Here is a 17,143-nt window from a genome sequence, read left to right as displayed (position 1 = left end):
GCCCTTTATTCAGGGGACGTTAAATGATGAAAAAATGGTCACGCCACCTGCTCGCGGCGGGTGCTCTGGCACTGGGCATGAGCGCCGCTCACGCGAATGACAACAACACGCTCTATTTCTATAACTGGACCGAGTATGTCCCGCCAGGGCTGCTGGAACAGTTCACCAAAGAAACCGGCATTAAAGTTATCTATTCGACCTACGAGTCGAATGAAACCATGTACGCCAAGCTCAAAACCTATAAAGACGGCGCATACGATTTGGTGGTTCCGTCCACCTATTACGTCGATAAAATGCGTAAAGAAGGCATGATCCAGAAGATCGACAAGTCGACGTTGACCAACTTCCACAACCTCGATCCGGAAATGCTCAACAAGCCGTTTGACCCGAACAATGACTACTCCATCCCGTATATCTGGGGTGCGACGGCCATTGGCGTCAACAGCGATGCTATCGATCCGAAAACCGTCACCAGTTGGGCCGATCTGTGGAAGCCGGAGTACAAAGGCAGTCTGCTGTTAACGGATGATGCGCGAGAAGTGTTCCAGATGGCGCTGCGCAAGCTGGGATATTCCGGCAATACCACCGATCCCAAAGAGATTGAAGCCGCCTATAACGAGTTGAAGAAGCTGATGCCTAACGTTGCGGCATTTAACTCTGACAACCCGGCCAATCCGTATATGGAAGGCGAAGTCAATCTGGGAATGGTGTGGAACGGCTCCGCGTATGTTGCGCGTCAGGCGGGCACACCGTTGGAAGTGGTATGGCCGAAAGAAGGTGGCATTTTCTGGATGGACAGCCTGTCTATTCCGGCTAACGCGAAAAACAAAGAAGGTGCGCTGAAGCTGATTAACTTCCTGCTGCGCCCGGACGTCGCGAAAGAAGTCGCAGAAACTATCGGTTACCCGACGCCAAACCTGGCAGCACGCAAGCTGTTAAGTCCTGAGGTCGCGAACGACAAAACGCTCTACCCTGACGCGGAAACCATCAACAAAGGGGAATGGCAGAACGATGTCGGTTCCGCCAGCGCTATCTATGAAGAGTATTATCAGAAGCTGAAAGCAGGACGTTAATACTCGTGCAACCCGGCAGGCGTCGCTGCGCCGGGTTGCTACCTGCCAATCCCTACTTTTTACGCCTTTCGACTGATTCCCTCTCCCCAGTTTCTGGCTATGCTTACAGTATTCCAGGCCGGCTTCTGAGGCTTCCAATGACAACGCTCTGGCTGCTACTTGAGTTGGCTAATCTGATCGTATTTACGCTGGTGATTCTCCCTCGTAAGCAGCCGGTAAACGTTCGTCCTTTGCTGCCGATCACCGCAACCCACCTGCTACGGCTCACCTTTTTAATACCGATCCTGGTTTTTGGTTATAGCCTGTTTTTCAGTCATCAGATTGGCCCGGTGGAGTGGGGATGTCTGATTTTGGCGATCGTAGGTAACGCGCTGGTCATCAAAGGAAAATGGGATTTGGGGGAGAGCCATACATGGACAGGCTACTATTTACCCCGTGCAAAAAGGGTCACGCGCGGCATTTTTGCCTGGATTGCGCACCCCATGTATACCGGAATTATTCTGGTGATTATCTCGTGCAGCCTGGTTTACATTACCCGACTACCCATATGGCTAAGCGCACTGGGGCTGATCTGTTGTTTTTACATCGTAGGGTTTTTGATTATGGCGGCCCTGCGTGAGGACCGCCAGCTTGTACAGGCTTAAACAGTATTATCCGGATAGCCGTTACAGCCCTTTCAATAACTTCTCAACGAACTCAGGCACCACCTGGCTTGCCGGACCGTAATACTTCTCTTCAAACTCGCTGCCTACCTGGCTCGGTTCGAGATTTAGTTCTACCGTATGTGCCCCATGCAGCCGCGCCTCATGCACAAAACCCGCTGCCGGATAAACATGTCCCGATGTGCCAATCGCAATGAACACATCCGCCATTGCCAGTGCCATATAAATTTCATCCATACCCAGCGGCATTTCACCAAACCACACTACGTGTGGCCGCACACTACGTGTGGCCGCAGCGGTGCCGGAAACTGGCAGCAATGACATTTATCTTCCGGGGTCACATCGCCCGTCCATTCCAGAATCTGCCCGCTTTGCGAACAGCGAACTTTGAGCAACTCGCCGTGCATATGGATAACGTTCTGGCTGCCCGCACGCTCATGCAAGTTATCAATGTTCTGTGTCACCAGTAAAAAACGATCGCCCAGCTCGGCTTCGAGTTTTGCCAGTGCGATATGCGCCGCGTTGGGTTGGATTTCCGGCTGTTGCAACTGATGGCGACGGGCGTTATAAAACGACTGAACCAGTTCCGGATTTCGACTAAATCCTTCCGGAGTCGCAACGTCCTCTACCCGATGTTCTTCCCAGAGACCATCCGCCGCGCGGAATGTTCGAATTCCTGACTCAGCGGAGATTCCCGCTCCAGTCAGTACCAGCACTCTTGGTTTTTCCATCAATTCAGGCACCACTCTGTCTCTGAAAAAGATTCGTTGACGCAGGCGATCGCGCAAATGGCGTTTATTTTTACGAAAGCGGCTTAACCGATGACCCCGACGCGACAGCATAACAACCTCTTTGTATTAATCGGTAAGATGTAGGAAAGCGGCCCCGCGCATCCCGCCGGCATCACCGTGCCGTGCCTGCTCAATACGCGGCACCCGAGCAACCGGCAGCAGATGACGTGGCAGTCGATCCGCCAGTTGCGTCGTAATAGCGGTAAAATTCGACAAGCCTCCGCCAATCACTACCAAATCAGGATCGACGATAGTCAGGATATTCCCAAGACACACCGCCAGCAAATCCAGATAGCGTTCAACGTGGGCACGCGCGTGTTCATCACCCTGCTCCCACAGCGCAATAATTTCGCGGGCATCCAGCGGTTGATGGTAGTAATGCTGATACAACCACGCAAATCCACCGCCGGAAAGATAGCTTTCGATGCATCCCAGTTGACCGCATCCGCAGCGGCGCAGCGGGAAATCAAAGCCCATCAGCGTCAGCGCATCGACCGGCAAACGAATATGACCAAACTCACCGGTGATATAGCTGCGTCCGGTGATGGATTTCCCGTTAAGCACCAGGCCGCCGCCGACGCCCGTACCGAGGATCAACCCCATTACCAGCGGATATTGGGTGAACTCGTCATCCCAGGCTTCGGAGAGAGCAAAACAGTTCGCATCGTTATCCAGACGCACATCGCGGTCAAGACGAGCGCTGAGATCGGCGCGGAGCGGTTTGCCACTGGCGGCAGGAACATTGGCCGCGTACAGCGTGCCGTCTTCGGTTTCCGGCATGCCCGGAATGCCGATGCCTACCGAACCTTTGATGCCGAACCGCTGATCCGCTTCCGTCACCAGATTGCAGACCGCATCAAGGAAAGCGTCGTAGCTGTCGCGAGGCGTAGGAACGCGAGTTTCCCATTGCAGACGACGTTGCTTATCAAACACGCCCAGCGCAATTTTGGTCCCGCCGATGTCAAATCCGTAATACATCACCGCTCCTTGATACACGTCATCCTTCAAGATGCCTCTGCGTTGGCTACGCCTTGATGCAGCATGAATGCTGTCGTGTATTATTGTTGTTATTGGCCGCTAAGTACTCTCGCAGGATCAATATTGCTGGCGCGACGCGCCGGATACCAACTTGCCAAAAGACTCAGCACGAGTGCTGTCACCAGCACGTAAATCACATCCAGCCAGTGTAATTCCGATGGCAGGAAGTCAATGAAATAGATATCGCCGGACAGGAACTGATGGCCGATAAGCGCCTCAATCCCGTTTATGATCGGCGTCAGTTGCAACGACACAACCATCCCGATGACGACGCCTATCAGGCTACCGAACAGACCCGCCAGCAGGCCGTACCAGACAAAAATGGCACGGATCAACCCATCTTTCGCCCCGAGTGTTCTTAATACCGCAATATCGCCGCTTTTGTCTTTTACCGCCATCACTAACGTGGAAACGATATTAAAACAGGCCACGCCAATCACCAGCACCATAGCCAGATACATAATGGCGCGGATCATCTGAATATCGCGGTACATATAGCCGTAGGTGCCAATCCAGCTCTTTATGTAAACATAGTTATTGGTGACTTCACCCGCGTCTCGCACCAGCTTATTGGCGTTAAACACGTCGTTAACCTTAAGCGCGATCCCGGAAACGCTGGTTCCCATATCCAGATATTGCTGGGCATCTTCCATTGGGATCATGGCAAAGCTGTGATCGAGCTGACCGCTCAGTTGCAGGATTCCCGTCACGTGCAAACGCACGCGTTTAGGCTGCTGTAGCTTATGATCCGCGCTGGCGTTAGGGATCATAATCGACACCCAGTCGCCCTGCTTCACCTTCAGCGCATCGGCAATACCCTTACCAATGATGATTTGTTGTTCACCGGCTTTAAAATTATCCCAGGCGTGGTTTTGCACGAAGGATGGCAGCGCGCTTAAACGCTGTTCCTGTTTCGGGTCAACGCCCTTCACCTGCACCGCGCGTAAGTTCGCCCCGCTCTCCACCAGTCCGGTAAAGTTGATATAAGGCGCCGCGGCGACAATACCCGGCACTTTTTGTACCTTGTCGAGCGCTTCCTGCCAGTTATTCCACGGCTGATTTACGGCTTCAATCTCTCCGTGTGGGACTACGGCCAGAATACGGTTGTTCAGCTCACGCTCAAATCCGTTCATGGCACTTAAACCGACGATCAACACCGCCACACCCAACGCGATGCCAACGGTAGATATCACCGAAATCAACGAAACCATACCGCCGCGCCGCCGACCACGGCTAAAGCGCAGACCAATCAATAACGATAAAGGCGAAGCCATTACTCAGCTCCCATCAGGCTCAGTTCAGCCGTCAGGCGACCATCGCGCATTTCAAGCTGGCGACTCATCCGCTTCGCCAGTTGCAGATCGTGCGTCACCACCAGAAATGCCGTGCCCTGAGAGCGGTTCAGCTCGCCCAGAAGCTCGAAAATGCTGTCCGCGTTACGCGCATCCAGGTTACCCGTTGGCTCATCTGCCAGGACCAGGCGCGGGTTATTCACCAGCGCACGCGCGATGGCCACACGCTGACGTTCGCCGCCAGACAGTTCAGACGGGCGATGACTGGCACGATGATCCAGCCCTACCGCTTTCAGCATATCCCGTGCGCGCTCGGTGATTTCAGCCGGTTTTTTCTTGCCGATCAACAGCGGCATCGCTACGTTTTCCAGTGCGGTAAAATCCGGCAGCAAATGGTGGAACTGGTAAATAAAGCCCAGCTTCTGATTACGCAGTTCCGCTTTCGCCGCCGACGAGAGCTTGCTCATTGGCTGACCGCTAAAAATGACGTCGCCGGAAGTCGGGGTATCCAGCCCGCCTAACAGATGCAGCAGCGTACTCTTGCCGGAGCCGGAGCTGCCGACAATCGCCATCATCTCACCTTCGCCGACGCAAAAACTGACATCGTGCAGTACATCGGTCTGCACAGTGCCTTCCTGATAGCGTTTGCACAGGTTGTCGCATTGCAACAGGATCTTATTCATAACGTAAAGCCTCAGCGGGTTGAGTGGCGGCAGCGCGCCAGGAAGGATAAAGCGTAGACAGCAGCGCGATGGCCATCGCCACCAGAGCAATGACGATAACCTGCAGCGGCTCAATGGCGACCGGCAGCGCAGCGCCATCCAGCAGCACACCAATAATTGGCATCAGATTGTTCAGTTGGCTGGCGAGCAATGCCCCCAGCACAGCGCCCAGCAGCGCGCCAATCACCCCGGCACTGGCCCCCTGAACCATAAACACCATCATTATCTGCCGCGGCGTTAGCCCCTGCGTTTGTAAAATCGCCACTTCCCCTTGCTTCTCCATTACCATCAGACCCAGCGAGGTAATAATATTAAAAGCCGCCACCGCCACGATCAGGCTAAGCAGCAGCCCCATCATGTTCTTTTCCATGCGCACGGCCTGGAACAGTTCCCCTTTGCGCTCGCGCCAGTCCTGCCATTTGGTGCCTTGCGGCAGCGTTTGCTGGCTCAGCGTGTCAACTTTTAACGGTTCGTTAAGCCACAGACGCCAGCCAGTGATATTACCCACCGGATAACGCATCAGACGCGAGGCATCCTGAATGTTGGTCAGCATCTGGTAGCCATCGACTTCGCTGTTGGCGGCGAAAGTGCCAATCACTGTAAACAAACGCTGGCTCGGCAAACGCCCCATCGGCGTAAACTGGCTGGCCGAGGGCACCATCACACGGATTTGATCGCCACGGTTCACGCCCAACTGCCCGGCAAGCTGCTCGCCGAGGATGACATTATACTTACCCGGTTGCAGATCTGTTTGCTTCACATTGACCAGATACGGCGTTAACGGATCTTTTTGCGCCGGATCGATACCGAGCATCACGCCGACCGCCACGCTACGCGCACTTTGCAGCACCACATCTCCCGTAGTTATAGGCGCAACGCGGTTGACGCCGTTCAACACCACCGCTTTTTCCGGTAGTTGTTGCGGGTTGAGGGAACCCTGTTCAGACGAGAGTACGGCCTGAGGCATCAGGCCAAGAATATTGTTTTGCAGCTCGCGCTCGAAACCGTTCATCACCGACAACACCGTGACCAGCGCCATTACCCCGAGAGTAATGCCTATGGTGGAGAGCCAGGAAACGAAGCGACCGAAGCGATCTGCTGCACGCCCACGCATATAACGCAGGCCGATGAATAGAGCGACAGGTTGGTACATGAAATCCGTCTGGTTGCTGTTAGCAAAGTCACGAGTATATAAGCGAAAGCGGAATGGGTAAATGACTGAACCGTAAGTGTTCGTCAGCACTATTCCTAAAAGTATAAATAAATCAATTCGCTAAAGTTGTCCCTCTTTCCTTCAGCCCGGGTCCCTGATCTTTATCTTAAAAAAACAAAATGCAGACAGTTACGCATTACAGCGCACAGCGGGTTGCGCAGGATGGCAGGCTATAGCCAACAATATGGACACGCCGTCTCGATGAAGAAAAAAGAACCATGGATTAATCAAATCAAAGGGTTATGTATTTGTCTGGTGGTCATTTACCACTCGGTAATCACGTTTTACCCGCACCTCACTACTTTTCAGCATCCGCTTTCAGAGCTGCTGAGCAAATGCTGGATTTACCTCAATTTGTACCTGGCGCCGTTTCGCATGCCGGTCTTTTTCTTTATTTCGGGGTATCTGATCCGTCGCTACATTGATAGCGTCCCGTGGACCACCTGCGTGGATAAGCGGATCTGGAGCATTGCCTGGGTGCTGGTGCTTTGGGGAGTGGTGCAATGGCTGGCGTTAGTCGCGCTCAATAACTGGCTGGCCCCACAGCGCGATCTGAGCCATGCCGCCAACGCCGCTTATGCCGATTCGATCACAGGTTTTACCCACGGAATGCTGACCGCCAGCACCAGCTTGTGGTATCTGTACGCGCTGATTGTCTATTTTGTTCTGTGTAAGATTTTTAGCCGCTGGGCGGTGCCGCTGTTGGCGTTATTTGTGGTGCTGAGCGTGGCGATCAATTTTGTCCCGACGCCGTGGTGGGGAATGAACAGCGTGATTCGCAATCTGCCCTGGTACAGCCTCGGTGCATGGTTTGGCGCAACGCTGATGGTATGGATCAAGGAGGTGCCCCTGCGCCGCCATGCGGTCATTGTTCTGGTTAGCGCAATTGCCGCCGTCGTCGCGTGGCTGGCAAATGTCTCACTATTACTTTCTCTGCTTTCCATTGTGCTGATCATGAAGCTGTTTTATCAATTTGAGTTGCGCTTTGGTATGCGTGAGTCCGGCCCGTTAAGCGTGATTGGATCCAATACCATCGCCATCTACACCACCCACCGTATTTTGGTTGAGCTGTTCAGCTTAACGCTAATCCCTAAAATCAATCATACCGCCTGGCCTGCATATGCGGAGCTGGCCCTGCTGCTGGTGTATCCGTTTGCCTGCCTGCTACTGTGCACCTTGTTTGGCCTGTTGGTACGTAAAATTTCACAAAAAACAGTGGCCGACCTGCTCTTTTCCCCGCCTTCTTTATCGGCTGCCTCGCGCTAACCCCTACGCGCTTTTTGCCCCCATTCGGGGGCGAATCAATTTGCTTATGAGAAACGATCACGGATAATAAAGAACATTGCTTATCAGATGTATATCTAAACGAGATCCTGACAACCGAATGCCTGAACAACATCGTTACACGCTCCCAGCGAAAGCAGGCGATCAGCGCCAGTTGGGTGAGCTTACCGGCGCGGCCTGCGCAACGCTGGTTGCCGAAATCGCCGAACATCATGCCGGTCCAGTGGTCCTGATCGCGCCGGACATGCAAAATGCGCTGCGTTTGCATGATGAAATTCGTCAGTTTACCGACCAGATGGTAATGAACCTGGCCGACTGGGAAACGCTTCCCTACGACAGCTTTTCTCCTCATCAGGAGATTATCTCCTCGCGTCTCTCCACGCTGTATCAGCTGCCTGCCATGCAGCGCGGCGTGCTGATCGTTCCGGTAAATACCCTGATGCAGCGTGTCTGTCCGCACAGCTATCTGCACGGCCATGCGCTGGTAATGAAAAAAGGTCAGAGGCTTTCTCGCGACGCCCTGCGCGAACAGCTGGATAGCGCTGGCTATCGCCATGTTGATCAGGTCATGGAACACGGCGAATACGCCACCCGCGGCGCACTGCTGGATCTGTTCCCGATGGGCAGCGAGTTGCCTTATCGCCTGGAGTTCTTTGATGACGAAATCGACAGTCTGCGTCTGTTTGATACCGACACCCAGCGCACGCTGGAAGAAGTCGATGCCATTAATTTGCTACCCGCACACGAATTCCCGACTGACAAAACGGCCATTGAGCTGTTCCGTAGCCAGTGGCGAGATACCTTTGAGGTGAAACGCGACGCCGAACATATTTACCAGCAGGTCAGCAAAGGCACGTTACCTGCGGGTATTGAATACTGGCAACCGCTGTTTTTCAGCGAGCCGCTGCCGCCGCTGTTCAGCTACTTCCCCGCCAATACGTTATTGGTCAATACCGGTGATATCGAGACCAGCGCAGAACGCTTCCAGGCCGATACCCTGTCACGCTTTGAGAATCGCGGTGTTGATCCGATGCGCCCGCTTCTGCCGCCGGAATCGCTGTGGCTACGGGTTGATGAGCTGTTTTCTGAACTTAAACGCTGGCCGCGCGTTCAACTGAAAACCGAGAGTCTGGCGAACAAAGCAGCGAATACTAACCTCGGGTTCCAGAAGCTGCCGGATATCGCCGTTCAGGCGCAGCAACAAGCGCCGTTAGATGCGTTACGTAAATTCCTTGAAGGCTTCACCGGTCCGGTGATTTTCTCGGTGGAAAGTGAAGGCCGCCGTGAAGCACTTGGCGAACTGCTCGCCCGTATCAAAGTGGCACCGAAGCGGATATTGCGACTCGATGAAGCCGTAGATAACGGTCGTTATCTGATGATTGGCGCAGCTGAGCACGGCTTCATCGATAGCAAACGCAATCTGGCGCTGATTTGTGAAAGCGATCTGCTTGGGGAACGCGTGGCGCGCCGCCGCCAGGATTCTCGTCGCACCATCAACCCGGATACGTTAATTCGTAACCTCGCAGAGCTGCATCCCGGTCAGCCGGTGGTGCATCTGGAGCATGGCGTGGGTCGTTATGCCGGTATGACCACGCTGGAAGCGGGCGGCATCACCGGTGAATATCTGATGCTCACCTATGCCAACGACGCCAAACTGTACGTGCCGGTGTCGTCACTGCATCTGATCAGCCGCTATGCCGGCGGCGCGGAAGAGAATGCGCCGCTGCATAAACTTGGCGGCGATGCCTGGTCACGTGCCCGACAGAAAGCCGCTGAGAAGGTGCGCGATGTTGCGGCAGAGCTGCTGGATATTTATGCCCAGCGCGCGGCGAAAGAAGGCTTTGCCTTTAAGCATGACCGTGAACAGTACCAGCTGTTTTGCGACAGCTTCCCGTTTGAAACCACGCCTGACCAGGCGCAGGCGATTAACGCGGTACTCAGCGATATGTGTCAACCGCTGGCCATGGACCGCCTGGTGTGCGGTGACGTCGGCTTTGGTAAAACCGAAGTCGCAATGCGCGCGGCCTTTCTCGCCGTAGAGAACCACAAGCAGGTTGCCGTACTGGTGCCGACCACCCTGCTCGCACAGCAGCACTTCGACAACTTCCGCGACCGCTTTGCCAACTGGCCGGTACGCATTGAGATGCTGTCCCGTTTTCGTAGCGCCAAAGAGCAAGCGCAAATTCTGGAGCAGGTTGCCGAGGGTAAAATCGATATTCTTATCGGCACCCACAAGCTGCTGCAAGCGGATGTGAAGCTAAAAGATCTGGGTCTGTTGATTGTCGATGAAGAGCACCGTTTTGGCGTTCGCCATAAAGAGCGCATCAAAGCGATGCGCGCAGATGTCGATATCCTGACGCTGACGGCAACGCCTATTCCGCGTACGCTCAATATGGCAATGAGCGGCATGCGCGATCTGTCGATTATCGCCACGCCGCCCGCTCGTCGTCTGGCGGTCAAAACCTTCGTGCGCGAATACGACAACCTGGTGGTACGCGAGGCGATCCTGCGTGAAGTTCTGCGCGGGGGACAAGTTTATTATCTGTTTAACGACGTCGAAAACATCCAGAAAACCGCTGACAGATTAGCAGAACTGGTGCCGGAAGCGCGTATTGGTATCGGTCACGGACAAATGCGCGAGCGCGAACTGGAACGCGTGATGAACGATTTCCACCATCAGCGTTTTAACGTGCTGGTGTGTACCACCATAATCGAAACCGGGATCGACATCCCCACCGCTAACACCATCATCATCGAACGAGCGGATCACTTCGGTTTAGCGCAATTACACCAGCTGCGCGGTCGTGTGGGACGTTCTCACCACCAGGCTTACGCCTGGCTGCTGACGCCGCATCCGAAAGCAATGACCACCGACGCGCAAAAACGTCTGGAAGCCATCGCCTCGCTGGAAGATTTGGGCGCAGGTTTTGCGCTGGCGACCCACGACCTCGAAATTCGCGGCGCCGGGGAATTACTGGGTGAAGATCAGAGTGGTTCCATGGAAAGCATCGGCTTCTCACTGTATATGGAACTGCTGGAAAACGCGGTCGATGCGCTCAAAGAGGGACGCGAACCGTCGCTGGAAGATCTCACCAGCCAGCAAACCGAAGTTGAACTGCGCATGCCATCACTGCTGCCGGATGACTATATTCCCGATGTCAACACGCGACTGTCGTTCTACAAGCGTATTGCCAGTGCGAAAGGCGAAAACGAGCTGGAAGAAATTAAGGTTGAGCTGATAGACCGTTTTGGCTTGCTGCCCGACCCGGCTCGTACGCTGCTGGATATCGCCCGTTTACGCCAGCAGGCGCAGAAACTGGGGATCAGAAAGCTCGAAGGCAATGAAAAAGGCGGTACCATTGAATTTGCCGAGAAAAACCACGTCAACCCGGTCTGGCTGATTGGTTTACTTCAAAAGCAGCCGCAGCACTTCCGTCTGGACGGTCCAACCCGGCTGAAATTCATGCAGGAGTTGAGCGAGCGTAAAACGCGGATCGACTGGGTCCGCCAGTTTATGCGTCAGCTTGAAGAAAACGCCGTAGCATAAGCATAGTGAACAGGCCGGGTGAGCACACCACTCACCCGGCCTGATGAATTTACAAACTCTTTGCACTTCCCTGCACTTCCCGACACAGCAAACAGCCATAATTCTCGTTTACTTTTACATAATAAAAACCACGTAAAAACAATGGATTTATGGTGATGTTAAACAATAAACGACTCTCTCGCTGGCTCGCGTTTTTTACGCTTGCAGCGACATTCGCGTTAGCACTTCCGGCTCAGGCAAACACCTGGCCGCTGCCGCCACCGGGAAGCCGTCTGGTGGGTCAGAATGCCGTTCACGTTGTTGAAGACAATGGCGGTTCTCTGGAAGCGATTGCGAAAAAGTACAATGTCGGCTTTCTCGCGCTACTGCAGGCCAACCCTGGCGTTGACCCTTACGTACCACGTCCGGGCAGCGTTTTGACGATCCCGTTACAAACTCTGCTACCTGACGCCCCGCGCGAAGGTATTGTTATCAACCTCGCCGAACTGCGTCTTTATTATTACCAGCCGGGGACCAATTCGGTGACCGTGTATCCTATTGGTATTGGCCAGTTAGGTGGTGACACGCTGACGCCTACGATGGTAACCACCATCTCTGATAAACGCGCCAACCCCACCTGGACGCCGACGGCAAATATCCGCGCGCGATACAAAGCAAACGGGATTGACCTGCCTGCCGTTGTGCCTGCCGGTCCGGATAACCCGATGGGCCATCATGCGATTCGCTTAGCGGCATACGGCGGCGTGTACCTGTTGCACGGTACAAATGCTGATTTTGGCATCGGAATGCGCGTCAGTTCCGGCTGTATTCGTCTGCGCGACGGTGATATCGAAACCCTGTTCCGTCAGGTAACGCCCGGAACTAAGGTCAATATTATCAATACGCCGATCAAAGCATCCGTTGAGCCTAACGGCGTGCGCCTGGTGGAAGTACACCAACCGCTGTCCGAAAAAATCAATGACGACCCGCAACTGCTGCCGATCGTGCTGAACGCGTCCATGCAGACATTTAAAAATGCGGCGCAAACAGATACCGCCGTCATGGATCATGCGATGGAGATTCGCTCAGGCATGCCGGTCGATGTGACCCGTCATCATGACGTTGCTCAACAACCGCTGTAAACGTAGCGTATAAAAAAACCCCCGCTGGATTTTATTCCGCGGGGGTTTTTTATTTAACTCGCAGTGGCATTGCGATGGGTTAAATCTTATTTGTAGATAACAGCAGTTCCGTGAAGAGTGTTAGGACCGGTAACGGAAGTAATACGGAAAGACTTCGCACCCATCTCATCGGCTTTCTGCGCCAGTTGATCTTCCAGAGAACCTAAGTTAGTCCCCGCATTCGCAGAAATAGTACCGACTTTCTCTTGACCCGCAGGGGTGGACTGAACTTCAACAGCGGCAAAGCTTGCAAATGACAGTGAGCTAAGAACAGCAGCGACAAACAGTGTTTTTACGTTTTTCATGATAGTGACCTTTAGCAGATGAATGGGTGTCGAAAAGATTAACTTAACGATCGATAGGTAAATCATAGATGCGATCCAGGTCACACGTCAACATTTTTTTATAATGATCGTTATATAAAATATAAAGGTCTTATTTTTCATGCTAATAGCTATAAATTATTTTTATCGTGAATCCGCTGGAGTGTGCAGTCGAATATTTTTATAATGGTTATTCAATAAACCCAACAAAGGTACATCGGCACCATGACAACTGAAACGACAGGTTGTGCAAAAAAAAGCCGTGGCCGACCAAAAGTGTTCGACAGGGAAGCCGCGCTTGATAAGGCCATGACACTCTTCTGGCAGCACGGATATGAAGCGACCTCACTCGCCGATCTCGTGGAAGCCACCGGCGCAAAAGCGCCTACGCTGTATGCGGAGTTCACCAATAAAGAAGGGTTGTTCCGTGCCGTACTGGACCGCTACATCACCCGCTTTGCGGCGAAACACGAAGCCCAGCTGTTTTGTGAAGAAAAAAGCCTTGAGTCCGCACTGGAAGACTATTTCACTGCTATAGCGACCTGCTTTACCAGCAAGGACACCCCGGCGGGATGTTTCATGATTAATACTTCTGCGACGCTGGCAGCCTCTTCCCGCGATATTGCACACACGGTGAAATCCCGCCATGCAATGCAGGAACAGACGCTTACCCAGTTCCTTCACCAGCGCCAGCAACGAGGCGAAATTCCGGCCCATTGCGACGTGCAAAAACTGGCCGAATATCTGAACTGTATTTTACAAGGTATGTCGATCAGCGCCCGTGAAGGCGCAACGTTTGAAAAACTGATGCAGATCGCACACACAACCCTGCGACTGTGGCCCGAACTCGTCAAAGCTTAACCCTTTCCCGCAATTCCCCCGCTGTACTCACACCACCGGGAGCTGATAAAGCCCCCGGTTAGATTCCCGTTCTATTGACCCTACATTTCTCATTGTTTTCATCGTGTTACCCGATCATTTTTTGTAAAAGGTATTGATAACGACAATTATTATCAGCAATATTCGCATTTGTTTTAATGCCTGTTTCACAATGTAACCATCGGTTTCTCTACCGCTATAACAAAAACAGACCGACTTTTTTAAAAGGAATACAAATGCATAAGCGTCTCTGGGTGCTCAATCCTCTTCTGTTATCTTTAACTCTACCCGCCGTTGCGGCTGAGGAAGAGAACCTCATCGTCAGCGCCAACCGTAGCCAGCGCACAGTGGCAGAAATGGCGCAAACGACCTGGGTTATTGAAGGAAGCGAAATTGAACAGCAAGTTCAGGGTGGTAAAGAGTTCAAGGATGTTCTTGCTCAGTTAATCCCCGGAATTGATGTCAGCAGTCAGGGACGAACCAACTACGGCATGAACATGCGTGGTCGCGCCATTGTCGTGCTAATTGACGGCGTCCGTCTGAATTCCTCGCGAACCGACAGCCGTCAGCTTGACTCCATTGACCCATTTAACATTGCGCACATTGAAGTCATTTCAGGCGCAACCTCACTTTATGGCGGTGGCAGTACCGGCGGATTAATCAACATTGTCACCAAAAAAGGCCAGCCGGAGCGTGAAGTAGAACTCGAACTGGGGAGCAAAAGCGGCTTCAACAATAGCAACGATCATGATGAACGCGTTGCCGTGGCGGTAAGTGGCGGAACCGATCGCGCTTCCGGGCGTATGTCCGTCGCGTATCAACGATTTGGCGGCTGGTATGACGGTAATCACGATGCCCTGCTGCTCGATAACACCCAAACCGGGTTACAGCACTCCGATCGTCTGGACGTCATGGGCACAGGGACGATTGAACTTGACGACAACCGTCAGTTGCAACTGGTTACGCAGTACTATAAAAGTCAGGGGGATGACGATTATGGGCTGGATCTCGGCGAGAACATGTCCTCCGTGACCGGAAACGGCAAAGCATATACCAGCAGCGGACTGAATTCCGATCGTATTCCCGGCACCGAACGTCATCTTATTAGTCTGCAATATTCAGATGCGGATTTTTTTGGCCAGAACCTGGTCAGCCAAATCTATTACCGTGACGAATCGCTGAAATTCTACCCCTTCCCTACGCTCAGCAAAGGCAAAGTCACCAGTTTCTCCGCATCACAACAGGACACCGACCAGTTTGGTGCCAAAATTACCCTCAACAGCCAGTTGATGGATAACTGGGAGCTGACGTGGGGTGTCGATGCCGATCACGAAACCTTCGACTCCAATCAGAAATTCTTCGATCTGGCCTGGTCCCTGCCCTCCGGCGGTATGGATAACCGTACCGCTTATACCACCGGGCGTTACCCCGGTTACAGCATCACCAACTTCGCGCCTTTCCTGCAAAACAGCTATGACATTAACGATATCTTTACCCTCAGCGCCGGCGTGCGCTATCAGTGGACCGAAAACAGGGTTGATGATTTCGTTGGCTATGCTCAACAGCAGGGAATCGCGACCGGGCTTGCGAACTCTGCCGATACCATTCCAGGCGGCAAAACCGATTACGATAATTTCCTGTTCAACGCCGGTATCCTTGCCCACCTGACCGACCGTCAGCAAACGTGGTTTAACTTTTCTCAGGGCGTGGAGCTTCCGGACCCAGGGAAATATTACGGTAACGGTACCTATTCGCTGGTTGGCGATCATTACCAGCTCCAGCGCAGCGTCAACGTGGCGGATTCACGTCTGGAAGGGATTAAAGTTAACTCGTACGAACTGGGGTGGCGCTATACCGGCGATAGTCTGCGCACGCAACTGGCCGCTTACTACTCGACTTCAGATAAATCGATCGTTATCAACCGCAGCGATATGACCATTAACGTTCAGCCCGACGATCGCCGCATTTATGGCCTTGAAGGTGCGGTGGATTATTTCATTGCGGACACGGACTGGAGCCTGGGTGGCAACTTCAACGTCATTAAATCGGAAGTGAAACAGAACGGTAAATGGCAAAAATGGGATGTCACGCTGGCCTCACCGTCCAAAGCAACCGCGTGGGTCGGCTGGGCACCAGAACCGTGGACCTTGCGCGTACAGAGCCAGCAAACATTTGATCTGACCGACGCCAGCGGTAACAAGCTAGATGGCTATAACACGATGGACTTTATCGGCAGCTATCAGCTCCCGTTGGGTAAGCTGACCTTCAGCGTGGAAAACCTGCTGAATGAAGAGTACACCACACTGTGGGGACAACGTGCGCCACTGCTGTATAGCCCAACCTACGGCAGCCCGTCACTGTATGAATACAAGGGCCGGGGTCGTACTTTTGGTCTGAACTACGCCTTAACCTTCTGATAAAAAAAGCCCCCCAGCCTGAGCGAATGGGGGGCTAATGTTCAGGATAATGCTATTTTACGCTTTGTTATTCAGTACCAACTGTCCGTTGTTATCCAACGGAATTTGCGCGCCGGGGTCCTTATCCATACGGATTTTCCCCTGCTGATCGCCAATTTTGTACGTCACGTCGTAGCCCAGCATCTTTTCAGATTTGTCATACACCGTTTTACAACGCTGCTGCGTGGTGGTGTAAGTATCGTTTTCCTGCATCGAACCCTGAATCTGGTTACCTGCATAGCCGCCGCCTAAAGCACCGGCCACGGTGGCAATATCTTTACCACGTCCACCGCCAAACTGATGCCCAATAACACCACCCGCAACCGCGCCCAGTACGGAACCCGCGATACGGTTTTCATCTTGTACCGGCTTGCGGTGGGTGACCGTTACGTTCCGGCACTCCTGACGCGGTGTTTTTACCGACTCTTTAATCGGTGTTGCAGAGACAACTTGCGCATACTGTGGGCCACGCTCGAAAACGTTCAGACTGGCCACCGCTGCAACACCCAGCGCAGCAGCTACGCCAATCCCTATACCCGCCAACATTGATTTATTCACGGGACTTCCTCCTTTTTTGCTATTAGCAACAACTTTGCAACAGAAGGTGAGGAATGCCAATCAGATTACGGATGAAAATAGCGGGAGGTGGAGCGAAAGCGGAATGATTCAGACAACTCTGAAGGAAGGCGTCGGATGCGTAAAA

Annotated in this window: 13 protein-coding genes and 1 pseudogene; 7 read left to right on the top strand and 7 right to left on the bottom strand. The window is 53.1% G+C overall.

The window, feature by feature from the left end; all coding sequences use genetic code 11:
• The first annotated feature begins 26 nt into the window (after positions 1 to 26).
• Positions 27 to 1,073: a spermidine/putrescine ABC transporter substrate-binding protein PotD gene (potD, locus tag OGX86_RS05275; protein WP_003030797.1), complete on the top strand. Its 1,047-nt coding sequence runs from the start codon at positions 27 to 29 to the stop codon at positions 1,071 to 1,073.
• Positions 1,074 to 1,210: 137 nt separating this feature from the next.
• On the top strand, positions 1,211 to 1,717 hold the full coding sequence (locus OGX86_RS05270; RefSeq protein ID WP_286639495.1) for a methyltransferase family protein: 507 nt from the start codon (positions 1,211 to 1,213) through the stop codon (positions 1,715 to 1,717).
• A 21-nt stretch (positions 1,718 to 1,738) separates the two neighbouring features.
• Here the strand turns inward: OGX86_RS05270 and cobB are convergent.
• The 5 genes and pseudogenes from cobB to lolC form a co-directional block, all read right to left on the bottom strand.
• Positions 1,739 to 2,577, bottom strand: a pseudogene (gene cobB, locus OGX86_RS05265) (Sir2 family NAD+-dependent deacetylase).
• A gap of 15 nt (positions 2,578 to 2,592) precedes the next feature.
• Positions 2,593 to 3,504, bottom strand: a complete 912-nt coding sequence (gene nagK, locus OGX86_RS05260) for an N-acetylglucosamine kinase (RefSeq protein ID WP_020996481.1) — start codon at positions 3,502 to 3,504, stop codon at positions 2,593 to 2,595.
• Positions 3,505 to 3,593: 89 nt separating this feature from the next.
• Positions 3,594 to 4,838, bottom strand: a complete 1,245-nt coding sequence (gene lolE / locus OGX86_RS05255; RefSeq protein WP_286639493.1) for a lipoprotein-releasing ABC transporter permease subunit LolE — start codon at positions 4,836 to 4,838, stop codon at positions 3,594 to 3,596.
• Positions 4,838 to 5,539: a lipoprotein-releasing ABC transporter ATP-binding protein LolD gene (gene lolD, locus OGX86_RS05250; RefSeq protein WP_003832278.1), complete on the bottom strand. Its 702-nt coding sequence runs from the start codon at positions 5,537 to 5,539 to the stop codon at positions 4,838 to 4,840. Before lolD ends, lolE begins: the two co-directional genes overlap by 1 nt.
• Entirely contained in the window at positions 5,532 to 6,731 is a 1,200-nt protein-coding gene (lolC, locus tag OGX86_RS05245) for a lipoprotein-releasing ABC transporter permease subunit LolC (protein ID WP_032934420.1), read from the bottom strand. Before lolC ends, lolD begins: the two co-directional genes overlap by 8 nt.
• A 261-nt stretch (positions 6,732 to 6,992) precedes the next feature.
• Here lolC and OGX86_RS05240 point away from each other — a divergent pair, with 261 nt between their 5' ends.
• The 3 genes from OGX86_RS05240 to ldtC all read left to right on the top strand — a co-directional run bounded on the left by OGX86_RS05240 (position 6,993) and on the right by ldtC (position 12,743).
• On the top strand, positions 6,993 to 8,057 hold the full coding sequence (locus OGX86_RS05240) for an acyltransferase family protein (RefSeq protein ID WP_286639490.1): 1,065 nt from the start codon (positions 6,993 to 6,995) through the stop codon (positions 8,055 to 8,057).
• Positions 8,058 to 8,175: 118 nt separating this feature from the next.
• Positions 8,176 to 11,622, top strand: a complete 3,447-nt coding sequence (mfd, locus tag OGX86_RS05235) for a transcription-repair coupling factor (RefSeq protein ID WP_286639488.1) — start codon at positions 8,176 to 8,178, stop codon at positions 11,620 to 11,622.
• Between the two features lie 155 nt (positions 11,623 to 11,777).
• Positions 11,778 to 12,743 carry a L,D-transpeptidase LdtC gene (gene ldtC, locus OGX86_RS05230; RefSeq protein WP_032944376.1) on the top strand — a complete coding sequence of 322 codons (966 nt, stop codon included), beginning with the start codon at positions 11,778 to 11,780 and terminating at the stop codon, positions 12,741 to 12,743.
• A gap of 86 nt (positions 12,744 to 12,829) precedes the next feature.
• On the opposite strand, the gene bhsA is transcribed toward ldtC, so the two are convergent.
• Positions 12,830 to 13,087 carry a multiple stress resistance protein BhsA gene (gene bhsA / locus OGX86_RS05225; protein ID WP_003030810.1) on the bottom strand — a complete coding sequence of 86 codons (258 nt, stop codon included), beginning with the start codon at positions 13,085 to 13,087 and terminating at the stop codon, positions 12,830 to 12,832.
• A 243-nt stretch (positions 13,088 to 13,330) separates the two neighbouring features.
• Between bhsA and comR the strand changes: the two genes are divergently transcribed.
• A complete protein-coding gene (gene comR, locus OGX86_RS05220; protein WP_008784432.1) occupies positions 13,331 to 13,966 on the top strand; it encodes a TetR family copper-responsive transcriptional repressor ComR in 636 nt (211 codons plus the stop codon).
• 254 nt (positions 13,967 to 14,220) lie between these two features.
• A complete protein-coding gene (locus OGX86_RS05215; protein WP_286639486.1) occupies positions 14,221 to 16,401 on the top strand; it encodes a TonB-dependent siderophore receptor in 2,181 nt (726 codons plus the stop codon).
• A 57-nt stretch (positions 16,402 to 16,458) separates the two neighbouring features.
• Here OGX86_RS05215 and OGX86_RS05210 read toward each other — a convergent pair whose 3' ends face one another.
• Positions 16,459 to 16,998, bottom strand: coding sequence for a glycine zipper 2TM domain-containing protein (locus tag OGX86_RS05210; RefSeq protein ID WP_003030814.1), 540 nt, complete (start codon positions 16,996 to 16,998; stop codon positions 16,459 to 16,461).
• Positions 16,999 to 17,143: the final 145 nt, after the last annotated feature.

It is taken from the genome of Citrobacter sp. Cpo040 (assembly GCF_030332915.1).
Classification (GTDB): Bacteria; Pseudomonadota; Gammaproteobacteria; order Enterobacterales; family Enterobacteriaceae; genus Citrobacter; species Citrobacter portucalensis.
Note: the sequence above shows the minus strand (reverse complement) of the source record. Positions and strands in the feature narration are given on the sequence as shown.